Origin of the sequence: Streptomyces sp. NPDC059851 (assembly GCF_042732005.1) — a bacterium.
Lineage (GTDB): Bacteria > Actinomycetota > Actinomycetes > Streptomycetales > Streptomycetaceae > Streptomyces.
In genome coordinates, this window is the sequence record NZ_JBHWJJ010000024.1 from 21,769 (window position 1) to 33,904 (window position 12,136).

Annotated in this window: 8 protein-coding genes; 6 read left to right on the forward strand and 2 right to left on the reverse strand. The window is 72.5% G+C overall.

All coding sequences use genetic code 11. The features are described from left to right. Positions 1-61: 61 nt before the first annotated feature. Positions 62-754: a YqcI/YcgG family protein gene (locus tag ACFV7Q_RS11405; RefSeq protein ID WP_385426926.1), complete on the reverse strand. Its 693-nt coding sequence runs from the start codon at positions 752-754 to the stop codon at positions 62-64. Positions 755-1,440: 686 nt separating this feature from the next. Here ACFV7Q_RS11405 and ACFV7Q_RS11410 point away from each other — a divergent pair. The 4 genes from ACFV7Q_RS11410 to ACFV7Q_RS11425 all read left to right on the forward strand — a co-directional run bounded on the left by ACFV7Q_RS11410 (position 1,441) and on the right by ACFV7Q_RS11425 (position 7,184). Continuing rightward, positions 1,441-2,898 carry an amino acid permease gene (locus tag ACFV7Q_RS11410; RefSeq protein WP_385426786.1) on the forward strand — a complete coding sequence of 486 codons (1,458 nt, stop codon included), beginning with the start codon at positions 1,441-1,443 and terminating at the stop codon, positions 2,896-2,898. A 225-nt stretch (positions 2,899-3,123) separates the two neighbouring features. Continuing rightward, positions 3,124-3,996, forward strand: a complete 873-nt coding sequence (locus tag ACFV7Q_RS11415) for a helix-turn-helix domain-containing protein (RefSeq protein WP_385426788.1) — start codon at positions 3,124-3,126, stop codon at positions 3,994-3,996. A 292-nt stretch (positions 3,997-4,288) separates the two neighbouring features. Further along, entirely contained in the window at positions 4,289-6,436 is a 2,148-nt protein-coding gene (locus tag ACFV7Q_RS11420; RefSeq protein WP_385426791.1) for a PIG-L family deacetylase, read from the forward strand. A gap of 199 nt (positions 6,437-6,635) precedes the next feature. Further along, positions 6,636-7,184 (forward strand): hypothetical protein, encoded by a 549-nt coding sequence (locus ACFV7Q_RS11425; protein ID WP_385426794.1) that lies wholly within the window; start codon positions 6,636-6,638, stop codon positions 7,182-7,184. 49 nt (positions 7,185-7,233) lie between these two features. On the opposite strand, the gene ACFV7Q_RS11430 is transcribed toward ACFV7Q_RS11425, so the two are convergent. Continuing rightward, positions 7,234-8,727 (reverse strand): hypothetical protein, encoded by a 1,494-nt coding sequence (locus ACFV7Q_RS11430; RefSeq protein ID WP_385426797.1) that lies wholly within the window; start codon positions 8,725-8,727, stop codon positions 7,234-7,236. A 282-nt stretch (positions 8,728-9,009) separates the two neighbouring features. Here ACFV7Q_RS11430 and ACFV7Q_RS11435 point away from each other — a divergent pair, with 282 nt between their 5' ends. Next, a complete protein-coding gene (locus ACFV7Q_RS11435; protein WP_385426800.1) occupies positions 9,010-10,587 on the forward strand; it encodes a DUF6056 family protein in 1,578 nt (525 codons plus the stop codon). Positions 10,588-10,784: 197 nt separating this feature from the next. Then, a complete protein-coding gene (locus ACFV7Q_RS11440; protein WP_385426803.1) occupies positions 10,785-12,008 on the forward strand; it encodes an acyltransferase family protein in 1,224 nt (407 codons plus the stop codon). Positions 12,009-12,136 lie beyond the last annotated feature (128 nt).

Sequence of the window (12,136 nt, forward strand, 5' to 3'; positions counted from 1 at the left end):
CGCGGTGTTCGCGAGGTGCTTGGTGTTCATCGGGAAAGACGCAGCCGGGTTTGCCGGCTGCCTAGGCTCCGCGGAAGGTGAAGGGGCATTGGTCCGCCCGCTCCCGGTTCTCCTCCACGAGGCCGTACTGGGTCCATTCGAGTGCGCCGGTTCCGTAGGAACCGAGCTGCCACGCATGCGGGGTGCCGTCGTAGCGGCCGATGCGCCCCCGGATGTTGGAGCGCACCTTGCGGCCGCTCGGCGTTTCTCCGGCGAACACGTCGAACCGTTCGCGCGGATTGATGACGAGGACGAAGTGCCGGCCGAGATTGCGACTGCGCCGCACCCGGTGGGCGGGACTGCTCATGTTGACGAACAGCGGCATTCCGTGGAAGCACATGGACCAGGCCTCGGATCCCGGATCCTTGTCGACCCCTTCCGGCCACGGCGCGGGATCGATTGCGTGCAGATCCTGGAGGACCTTCCAGCCGAAGGCGTGGTATTCCTCGACGGATTCCGCTGCCACGGCATCCGGGGAGAACACGACGACCAGAGGATACGCCGTGTCCAGTGCGCCGTCCCATTGTCTCGACAGTTCGACGTAGTCCTTGAGTCCCTCCCCCAGGTGCTCGATGCCTTCCTTCCCGGCGTCTTCCGCGAAGACGAACTTCAACAGTTTCTTCCGGAAGGCGTTCCTTGAGAATACACACGGAAAGCCGGGGTCCGTGAGACGGGACTCGACGTCCTCGAAGGCGTCCCGGTGCCAGCCGGTCACACCCTCACCGAGCTGCGCTTGAGAGACTAATGCAGTGGTGTCGCCTGACTCATTCAATTAAACGTACCCCTCAAATCCACGCACAAGAGGGCGTGGGAAGTCAACGGGATTCCTGCTGGGTTCCAGCGGAGACGCGGCGCGGCTGCGGCGGCGGCGCCGGGGAACGGTCGGAGGGTCGGCGGCTTCCGTCCATTCACAATTCGAGGATGATGCCAACGCCATTCGCGGGTGTCAAGGCCGGCCGGTCCGGCGGGAAACATGCGATGGGAAGCGGCATATATTTGCCGCTCGACGCAGCAGTTGCGCAGGCGGGACCGGCAAACATTTGCCGATTTCCAGAAAGCGCGTGCTCAGCCCTCACCGTACGCTCTGCAACCGCTGTACCGGGGCGCCCGAGAACCCCGCCGGACCGGCAAATGTTTGCCGCTTGACGGCCGGTTGTGATCGTTGGCAGCATCCTGGGCGTTACCAGCTCAACCGGTCGGTGTCGTGGCTGGTCACGCAGCAGGCGGGACGCAAAAAGAGGTCTTGCCGCTTCCACGCGGGGGAAAAGTGGAATTTGCCTTTGCTCACGACTGCGGCAGACGCCCGCGCGTCCTCACCGCCCGTGCCGGCCCCTTGGTCCCGCCCGTCGCCGCCCCCCGGGCGGATCCGGCCCGGCCATACACAGCAAAGGACTTCCCAGCATGACCACTTCGCAGCCCGAACGGGCGGAAAGCGGCTACCACCGCGGGCTCGGCACCCGCCAGGCGCAGATGATCGCCATCGGCGGGACCATCGGCACGGGGCTCTTCCTCGGCGCGGGCACCGGCATCTCCCAGGCGGGTCCCAGCCTCATCCTCTGGTACGCCGTCGCCGGAGCCATCCTCTTCCTGGTCGTCCGGGCCCTGGGCGAACTGCTGATGTACCGCCCCGCCACCGGGAGCTTCGCCGACTACGCGCGGGAGTTCCTCGGACCGTTCTGGGGGTACGCCACCGCCTGGACGTACTGGATCATGTGGGTCACCACCGGCATGGCCGAGATCACCGCCGCCGGCACCTTCGTCCGCTACTGGGCCCCGGACTTCGCGCAGTGGAAGACGGCCCTGATCTCCCTGGTCGTTCTCACCGTGGCCAATCTGATCACGGTGAAGATCTTCGGCGAGCTGGAGTTCTGGTTCGCCATGATCAAGGTCACCGCCATCCTCGGCATGATCCTCATCGGTGTGGGCGTGCTGACCCTGGGGTTCAGTGACGCGGGTGACACCGCGTCCGTCACGCACCTGTGGGCCGACGGCGGCATCGCACCCAACGGGGTGTGGGATTCGCTGATGACCCTCCAAATCGTTCTCTTCGCCTACCAGGGCGTGGAGCTGGTGGGCGTCACCGCCGGGGAGACCAAGGACCCGCACAAGAACGTCCCGCGCGCCATCAACACCCTGCCGTTCCGGTTCGCCCTCTTCTACCTGGGCGCCCTCGTCGTGATCCTCTCGGTCGTCAGCTGGACCGAGTTCCGTCCCGGTACCAGCCCGTTCGTCGCGGCCTTCGTGAAGATCGGTATCCCCGCGGCGGCCGGCATCGTCAACTTCGTGGTGCTCACCTCGGCCCTCTCGTCCTGCAACGCCGGCGGCCTGTACGCCACTTCGCGCATGCTGCGGGCCGCCGCCCTCAACGGCGACGGCCCCGAGTCCCTGGCGCGGCTCACCGATCGCGGCGTTCCCCGGACGGCCCTGCTCGTCTCCGCGGCCGTCATGGCGCTGGGCGTCGGCGTCAACGCGATCGACCCGGAGCACGCCTTCACCTACATCACGAGCGTGTCCACGGGCGGAGCCGTCATGGTGTGGAGCATCATCCTCGTGACCCACATGCGTTACCGCCGGGCGGTGCGCGAGGGGCGTGCGGCGGCGTCCCCGTACCGCATGCCGGGTGCTCCGTACACGAACTGGCTGGCGCTCGCGTGCTTCGCGTTCATCACGGTGCTCATCGGCTGGAACGACGACACCCGGGTGGCGCTGTACGTGATGGGGGTGTGGGCGGTCGGCCTGGTCGTCGGGCATGCCGTTCGACGTTCGCGCACCGCCCGCAGGCTCGGCGGCTCCGGGTACGACGCACCGGACTCCGCTGCTCCGGTGGTCGGCGCATCGCGCGGTGGCAACTCCGGCTGAAACCGGGGCGGGACGGCCCCGAGCGGCCCGTCCCGCCGCCGCCCAGACCCCGCCGCCGCCCCGTCCGCGGCCCCGCCCGGACGGGGGCCGGGCCTCCGGCCTGACGGTCAGACAGGTGGGTCGAGGTCGACAGGGTCTCGACCTGCGAGATGAAGCATGGAAAACGTTGTCATCGTCCGCATATCTATGGCTTACTCGTCAGTAGGAAGTAGAGGAGAGACTTCGATGCCATTCGAGCACTTAGGCGGCGAAGGGCCTACGGACGCGGCTGCGGACAAGGGGCTCGCCCCCCTGCTGCGGGCTTGGCGACTGACGGCGGGTCTGACGCTGGGGCGGAACAAGGCGCTTTCCCAGAAGGAGGTCGCCGAAGCGGCCGGCGTCAGCGAGCGCTGGTACCGCAGCTTGGAGGGCGGCGGGACGGTGTCCCTGCCGCCGGAGGTCCTCGACAGGCTGGCCGAAGCCCTCTCCCTCGGCGCGGACGAGCGGCTGGCCCTGTACGCCCACGCCCTGAGGGGCTCCACCTTCACCCGTCCGTACGCCGTCGACGAACACGGCATGCCGGACGCCCTCAGACAGCTCGTCGAAAGCCCCCTGCACGTGCCCGCCTATCTGACGGACCATGCGTGGAACGTCATCGGCCACAACGCGTACATGGCCACCTGGTTCCCCTGGGTCGTCCGCGACTCCTCGCCCAACCTGCTGCGCTGGGCGCTCACCTCGCCGGAGGCGCGCACGCAGCTGGCGAACTGGCACCGGCACGCCGAGCACTACCTCGCCCAGCTGCGCTTCGGGCTGCTCAACTGGCCGGACGACCCGTCCCTCGACGACCTCCTGGAAGAGGTCCTGGAGGTACCGGAGTGCCGGCGGATATGGCAGGGGCCGACACAGGTACTGGCCTACCGCCAGGGGCACCGGTTCCGGCTGCGCCTGCCGCACGTCTCCCCCGACGAGCTGACCGTCGCCTCGCAGGTGCTCCTCCCCGCGTTCCACCCCGGCGTCCGCTTCGTCATGCTGCTGCCCCAGGAGGGGGGCCGGGGTGTGCAGGCGCAGCCGCAGACCCGGGCGCGTGGTGGGGCGCAGCTGTCCGGCGCCGCCTGAAGGTCGAAGTCCTCGCCGCGGGCCGCCGGGTCCAGTGGCGCGGGTCACACCGGTGCCGGGTGTCCACCGCCCGGCACCGGGCACGATCGATCCACTCAAGTGCTGACAAATGGGACATCTCGCTCATATAGCCCATTCAATTTAGTTTTCGGCATATACCCCTTGATGGTGTGTCAGTCGGAATCGCGCGATGCATAATCGGCCCGGTCGTCTCCGGCAGTGATGGAGCCATCGGGGCACCGACACCGCCCCGGCGGCATTCCGCACCGGACCGATCCCCAAGGCGTTCCCCATGTCCCTCGTCAGCCGCGCCCGCATCGCGGGCCTCATCGCCGCGCTCTCCGTCGGCGCCGCCGGCGTGACGACCTGGGCCTACGGACACGGGGTCGAGGAGCAGCCGGAGGCGCCGCAGGCGGTCGTCCGCCCGAGTGTGACCGAAGGCACGGTCCTCCACGTCGTCGCACACCCCGACGACGACCTCTTCTTCATGAACCCCGACCTGAGCCGCTCCATATCCGCGGGCGTCAAGGTCACCACCGTGTACCTGACCTCCGGCGAGTCCGACGGCAGGAACGAGGCCCACAGCCCGCACCTGAACGACCCCGAGCGCCCCGCCGACCGCGCCGCCTACGCCGAAGCCCGCCAGAACGGCATCCGCGCCGCCTACGCGCAGATGGCCACCGGCGACCGCAGCAGCCCCTGGGAGCGCAGGTCCGTCCCCACCGCCGGCGGCGGGAGCGCGGAGGTGGACGTCCTCCTCGCCAACCCCCGGGTCAACCTGGTGTGGATGCAGCTGCGCGAGGCCCGCAGCATCTCCGGCGACAACCCGGACAGCCTGCGCGGCCTGTGGGACGACCGGGTCCCCGCCCTGGACGCCCAGCTGACCTCCGGGACGCCGGTCGAGCCCTCGTTCTCGTACACCAAGGAGCAGGCGATAGACGCCATCGCGGGCGTCCTCGCGATGTACGAGCCGACCACGATACGGACGCAGGACCCGACGCCCGGCAGGTCGGAGGGCGGCGGCGCCTTCCACGACCACCAGGACCACATGTACGGCGCCCGCTTCGTGCAGGCCGCGGCCGAGCGCTACGCGAAGTCCGCGGACCGGCCGCACTTCTCGGTCCAGAACTACATGAGCTACGCCAACACCTCCCTGCCCCCGACGCTCGACCCGCAGACGGCCGAGGAGAAGCTCGGCTACCTCAAGACCTACGCCTGGACGGACCACCAGGACTGGTGCGGCAGCCCCGCCGGCTGCGGCGACCGCAAGACCGCGACCCGCCCCGCCGGCGCCGGCTGGAGCCAGACGATCCGCTACGCCCGTGGCGACGGCACCTCCTGGATGGCCGAGGGCCGCGCCGGTCGGCTGTGGGCCTTCGCCGTCCTGGACGGGCAGATGGCGTACTGGTCGCGCAGCGGCGACCGGGCCCCCTGGCAGGGCCCCCGCTTCCTCCCCGGCACCGGCATCGACGCGGGCGCGACGGCGGCCCGGCTCCCCGACGGCCGGATCGCCGTGTTCGGTACCCGCACCACCCTCGGCGCGACGCACGAGGCGTACGGCCGGGAGGTCGTGTACGCCGTCCAGGCCGCTCCCGACGGCGCCTTCGGCCCGTGGCGGTCGCTGGGCACCCCGGACGTCTCCGACGTATCCGCCACGTCGGCGATCAGTGCACCGGCCGTCTCCGTGGACGACACGGGCCGCATCACCGTGTACGTACGGGACTCCCGGCGCACCCTGCGCGCCCGTACCCAGCCGGCCCCGGACGCCGCCTTCGGCGCATGGCAGACCCTCGGCGGCACCGGCCTGCTCGGCGACCCGGTGACCGCGACCGACGGATCCGGCCGGAGACACGTGTACGCGGCAACGGCCGGGACCGTACTGGCCTGGGTCCAGCCCACCCCGGACGCCCCCCACACCGGCCCCGCCCCGACCGGGCTGCCGGCGACCACGGGCCCGCTCTCGGTGAGCCCGCAGGGCGACGGCGGCATCCGCCTGTGGTTCCGCCGCCCCGGCACCGGCGCCGTCGGCAGCGGCCTGGCCGTCGCGGGCACGGGCGGCCCCGCGGAGACGGACTTCTCCCCGGTCACCGAGGCGGGCGGCGAGGGCGGCTACGGCGCCGTCAGCGTGGCGGGCCGCCTGCTGGCGGGCCGCGCCGGCGCGGGCACGGTCAGCGTGTCGGGCACGGACGGCCCGCAGTCCTGGTACGAGTCCCAGATGCTCTTCACGGGCGCACCGGCGGCCGTCGCCGAGCGCAACGGCAGCGCAGTGGCGGCGGCCCTCGGCCTGGACGGTGGCCTGCACGTCATGGCGGCCCCCGCGGCCGGGACCGAGCCGCCCGGCAGCCGCGCCCCCTCCCCGTGGCACAGGGCGGTCCAGCCCTGGATGGCCGCACTGGCCGGGCGCCCGGGCACGGGTTCCGCCGCGGGACCGCTGCCGTAGGCAGCTCCCCGCGCCTCCGGTGGCAGCGCTGGGCGGCGCGGGCGAGGATGGCGGCCGGACAGCCGGACACGCCGCCGGACCGACCGCACCGCCGGCAGACCACGGACGTGCGGCACGGCGGAGGTCGGCTCGCGGCGCTTCGCGGCGTCCGCGGCGTCCGCAGTGTCCGACGCTCCCGACGACGGCGATTGGGGCTCCCGTGACCCCGTGCTCCCCCCGCTCCCCGCGCTTCCCCCGCTTCCCCACGCGCGGGCGCACGGCTCCGGGCGGGGCCGCCCGGGCCGTGGCGTCCGTCGCCTCCGTCGCCGTACTGGCGGCCTTCGCCGCCGGGTGCAGGGACGACACGGCGCCGCCGTGGGGGTACCCGGACCTCGGGACGACCCTGGCAACGCTGTCCCGGGTCCTCGAAGAGGGCTGCGACGAGAGCACCCCCGAGAGCTGCGTCGACGACCTCGACCGGCTCGGCGCCCTCGCGGACCGCGCCTTCGGCCAGGTCCTTGAGCACAGGCTCCTCGACGCCCCCGCCCCCGCCCACGGCGGGGGCTACGTCGACGCCGTGAACGCTGTGCACCGGGCCAGGGGACTCCGCATCGCCGCCGCCGCGGACGCCCGGGCACGGCGTGATCCGCATCACCCGCCGTTCAAGCGGGCGGTAGCCGCCGAGAGGCTCGCGTACGCGCGCCTCCTGGCCGCCCTGGAGCGCGTACGGACCGCGCCGCCGCCCGGCGACGGAACGCAGCCCGTCTGAGACCCGGCCCCGGTGCGACCCGCCCGACCCGGTGCGCATCGCACCGCGACTACGGCTGCGAGGGCGGAGTGGGAAGCGCGTTCTCGCCGTCGAGCGCCACGAGGGACAGCACGATGATCGCCCCCGTCCACCCGAGCGGGGCGATCGACGCGGGCCGCCCCTCCCGGTCCACCTTCTCCGGCAGCTCGCCGAGCGCGTTCCGCTTCGACAGCACCCAGTCCAGGACCCGTTCGGCCTTGGCCGGCCTGCCCGTACCCGCCCAGGCGAGCGCGAAGAACGACGTACTGGGCGTCCATGCGCTCCCGCCCCACGGCGCGGTGGGGTCGTTGCCGGGGGTCAGCCCCCCGTTCGGCAGGAGCAGCGCCCCGTACGTGGAATCGAGCGCCCGGGGAAGGTCGGCGGGGGCCGCGTTGAAGGGGGGCGCCATGAACGCCACCGCGCTGTCACGTCCGTGCCGTCCGTCGACGGTGCGCTGGTACCCCGAGGGAGCGAACCCCTTTGCGATCCCGGAGGAGAGCCGTTTCGCGGCTCCGGCCCAACGCGCCGCATCGCCCGGCCGGCCCGCCTCCCGGGCGAGGTCCGCGGAGGCGTTGAGCCCGGCGAGCAGGGGCGCGGCCGTGCCGATGTTCGCCGTGGTCGTCATCAGCTCCCAGTAGTCGGGGGACGCCGGGGGCAGCCCGTCCGGCCGCAGGGACCCCGCCGCGTGGTCGGCCGCCTTGCGGATCATCGGGTAGAGGGTCATCAGCCGGGCCCGTCGGGTGTCCCGGGGGGCCGCCTGGTACCACTGCCAGGCGGCCCAGGGCACCCAGCCGTTGGCGTCCAGCTGCCACCGCCTGCCGTCCGGCGGGCCGGATCCGTCCAGCTTCGTGCGCGCCTCCCAGGTGCCGTCCCCGCGCTGGGTCGCGGCGCTGTAGCGCAGGATCCGGAAGGCCTCGGCGTCGTGGCCGGTGTGCGAGAACGCGGCGGAGGCGAAGCCGGAGTCTCGCGGCCAGGAGTACCTCCAGGCCGGTGACCAGCCCGCCGCCATGGCACCGTTCGGCTGGAGCAGGGCCCGCATCGACAACAGGGCCCGCTCGGCCGCCGCGCGCTGCTCCGGCGTCCTGCCCGGGATGCGGCCGGCGGCCAGCCAGGCGCGGCTCCGCGCGATCTGCCGTTCGGCCGCCGGATGGTTGCGGGGGACCACGGCCGATGCCGTCCTGGCGGAGGGCAGGTACGCCCACCAGCCCGACGGCAGCCGCAGCACGTTGCTCTGGCTGACGTACCGTGCGCCCTCGGCCGTGGACAGCGGGACGCCGACGGCGGTGGTCGCGTTGGCGAGGAGACCGACGGTCGGGGCGGTGAGCACCGACAGGGGGGCGTAGCTGCCCGCGACGTCACCGTGGCCGCCGCCCCGGTGCCCGGCCGGCCCGAGGAGGAATCCTCCCGGCCGCCCCGGTGCCGGCGCGGGCCGCCCGGCCTGGTGCCCCGCGACGCACACGGGAACGGCGAGGCCCGTCAGGAACACCGTGAGAACCGCCCATCGGACGAGCCGGACACCGGGCATCGCCGCCACTCCCTCCGTCGGGCCCCGTCGGCCCCGTCGGGCCCCCGCCGGGCCTCGGTTCGCCCGGCGTACGCAGGGCCCCTGATCCCCCGTCCCTCCCGCCCATCGTGGGAGAGCCGTGCGGAGGACGCCACGGCATGCCCGCCGCCCGGGTGAGCACCGCTCCGGGAGGCCGTGCGTACCCGTAACCCGTCCCGACGCGCCCGGGATGCCGGCGCCCGCGGCCCGTGCACACGATGGGTGCTCGACGCCGGGTCTGGCCTGCTGCACAAGGGGTGGTGAATGGGCACTGCTGCGATGGCGGGCGAGGACGCACGCGGGCGCTCTCCCGCGGCGACCGGCCGGGCGAACGCCGCCCGCCGCTCGCGGCTGCGCAGGCTGCTCCTGCCGGCGGTCAGCGCCACCGTCGTCGCGGCGTCCGGGGCCCTGATCGCCGTCGGCTGCTTCCTCGGGCTCTACGTACGGCCCACGTCCGACGACTGGTGCGCCGCCTGGAAGACCCGCGACCTCGGAGTGCTCGGCATCACCGCCGACTTCTACACGACCCAGAACGGCAGGATCACCAACGCCTTCCTCAGCGGTCTCGTCTACGGCTACGGCGACGGACTGACCGGGATCAAGATCCTCCCGACCGTCCTCACCGTCGCCTTCACGGCGGGCCTGGTCCTGCTCGGGCGCGAGTTCGTCCGGTACCTCGGCGGCAGGGTCCGGGGACCGACGGTGGTGCTGACCCTGACCGCCTGCGCCCTCGTCATCCAGGCACTGCTCTCCTTCGCGGGCACCCGCAGCTACCAGGTCCTGCTGTGGGCCCCCGCCACGATCTCCCACACCCTCCCGAGCACCATCGGGGTGTGGGCGCTGCTGCTGGCCGTCCGCACCGTCCGCCACCGCAGTCCCGCGGTCCGGGCGGCCGGCTTCGCCGCGGCGTTGCTCACCGGCTTCGCGATCGGCACCCTCAGCGAACCGTTCGCCCTCGTCAGCGGCCTGCTCGCCGCCGCGGTCGGCCTGCTCGCACTGCTGGGTCCCGGGCCGTCGGGCCACCGGCGCCGCGTCCTCAGCTGGTGCATGGCGTGGTGCGCCGGCCTGGCCTGCGGCCTCGCCGTGCTCTACACGTCACCCGGCGCCCGGTGGCGCCGCGCCCAGCAGCCCGAGCGGGAGTCGATGTTCTCCGCAGCCGAGCTCTGGGCCACCTTCGAGGACTGGCTGCACATGTGGGGCACGGTCACCGGTCAGTGGGCCTACCTCGGGGCCGCCGCCGTCGGCGTCCTCCTGGGCCTGGCCAGCGGACTCGGGAGCCGTGATCGGAGCCGGGGCGGCCGCCGGGGCGGGGGCGGGGGCTGCGCACCGGGGAGGCGGAAGCTGCCGCTCACCGTGCTGCTGCTCCCCGTGCCCGTGGTGCTGCTGGGGTCGTTCGCCGTGGTGGTCGGCCTGCGCAGCGGCTACGGCCCGAGCGGGTGGACGTACGCCCGTACCTGGACGAGCTACCTCGTCCCGATGGAACTGGCCCTGTGCTGCTACGGCGCCCTGCTGGGAGCCCGCGCCGCCCGGCGCGTCGCAGGCAGCCCCGCGTTCGTCGGGGCCGCCACCCTGGTGGCGGGCTGCCTGGTGCTGGCCTCGACGGCCGTGCTCGTCCCGAACGTCCGACGGCTCACGACCACGACGGTCACCCGCGCCGCGGCCTGGGACGCCCAGAACGCCCGCCTCCGCACCGAGGCCGCGGGCGGCGCCACGGACGCCGGCTACACCCCCCTGCACATCGGGAACCTCGCCGAACCCTTCTTCACGCGCACCTACGAGCGCGACTGGGTCGCCGCCTGCGTCGCGCAGTGGTACGGCCTCACCCGCATCCACCGCCGCTGAAACACGCCCCGCCGCACGGAACGACGGCGTGTCCAGGATCACGGCGGAATTTTCCGGTTCGAGACCCCGTCCGACGGTGCCGGTCTAACGTGACGATCACGCTGAGGCGCGGGAGCACGCGGCCTCGCTGCGATCGCGGGGCGCCATATCCCCGAATACAGGGGGTGTCGCGGACATCCCGAGCTTTCAGAGGTGCCATGTCCGACAGACTCCTCCGTGCCGAAGACCGCGTCCCGGCCCCGGCACCCGCCGAGGCTTCGCAGGCGCCCACCGAGCCCGTACGGCCCCGCCGTCGGGCGGTGTGGCCAGGGCGCGCCGGGACCGGCCGGGCGCCGCGATTAGCGGTACTGGACGCGTTGCGGCTGCTCGCGGCGCTGTCGGTGGTCCTGTTCCACTACCTGGCAGGCTCGGGGACGATCCCCTGGCAGCGGACGGCGGTCGAGCTGTTCCCCACGTTGCACCGGATCGCCGAGTTCGGCTGGCTGGGCGTCGTCTTCTTCTTCATGATCAGCGGTTTCGTCATCTGCCTGTCCGGCTGGGGCAAGTCGCTCCAGCAGTTCTGGCAGGGCCGGATCCTGCGCCTGTTCCCGCTCTACTGGGCCGCGGTCGTGCTCTCCTCGGCCGCAGCCCGCCTCGGCCCGCAGGTGCCGGGCGAGCCGAGGGTCACGGTCGGTCAGATGCTGACCAACCTGACGATGCTGCAGGTGCCCCTCGGCGTACCGAGCGTGGACAACGTGTACTGGACGCTCTGGATCGAGCTGTGCTTCTACCTGATCTTCTCGCTGGTCGTCCTGGCGGGTGCCACCCACCGTCGGGTCGCGAACTTCTGCTGGCTCTGGGCGTTGGGCTCGGTCCTGGCACCGGCGTCGGGCATCGCGCTGCTCGACCAGCTCCTGCAGCCGCGCTGGGCGCCCTTCTTCATCGCCGGCACCGCCTTCTACCTGGTGCGGCGGGCAGGCCGGTTCGAAGGAGAGACGCTCGGCATCCTGGCGCTGTCCTGGCTGCTGGTGCAACACCGGCTCCCGGCGATCATGGAGGGCGAGGGGCACGGCATCAACTGGAAGGTCTGCCTGACGGCGATCACCGCGATGTACCTGCTGATGGGCCTGGTCGCCCGGGGGAAACTGGACCGGATCCAGTGGCGGTGGCTCCCGGTGGCCGGTGCCATCTCGTACCCCCTGTACCTCGTCCACCAAGGTCTGGGCGTACGGGTGATCTGGCGGTGGAACGAGCAGTGGGGAGCCTGGCCGACCCTGCTCGGAGTGGTCGCGGGCGCGGTTCTGACCGCCTGGCTGCTGCACCGCTTGGTCGAACGCCCCCTCACCCCCTTGCTGCGCCGCCTGATGACTGCGCAGGCGAGCGGCCGAGGTAGCGGGTCATCGGCAGAGCGGGCCGGTAGCAGTGGCGCCGGCGGGCGATGAGCTCCGCGCCCGGCGTGGGTATCCCCCTGATACAGACGTCCTCCTACCGGGCCCCCGGCCGCACCGATGGCGGTGGGGCAAGGGCCGGAGAGGCCGCACCGGTGGACGCCCTCGCCGCGCGACGAGGG

Excerpts from the sequence above, each read along its gene's own strand:
- ACFV7Q_RS11420 (WP_385426791.1), top strand. The coding sequence starts at position 4,289 with ATGTCCCTCGTCAGCCGCGCCCGCATCGCGGGCCTCATCGCCGCGCTC.
- ACFV7Q_RS11430 (WP_385426797.1), bottom strand. The coding sequence starts at position 8,727 with ATGCCCGGTGTCCGGCTCGTCCGATGGGCGGTTCTCACGGTGTTCCTG.
- ACFV7Q_RS11410 (WP_385426786.1), top strand. The coding sequence starts at position 1,441 with ATGACCACTTCGCAGCCCGAACGGGCGGAAAGCGGCTACCACCGCGGG.
- ACFV7Q_RS11435 (WP_385426800.1), top strand. The coding sequence starts at position 9,010 with ATGGGCACTGCTGCGATGGCGGGCGAGGACGCACGCGGGCGCTCTCCC.
- ACFV7Q_RS11415 (WP_385426788.1), top strand. The coding sequence starts at position 3,124 with ATGCCATTCGAGCACTTAGGCGGCGAAGGGCCTACGGACGCGGCTGCG.
- ACFV7Q_RS11440 (WP_385426803.1), top strand. The coding sequence starts at position 10,785 with ATGTCCGACAGACTCCTCCGTGCCGAAGACCGCGTCCCGGCCCCGGCA.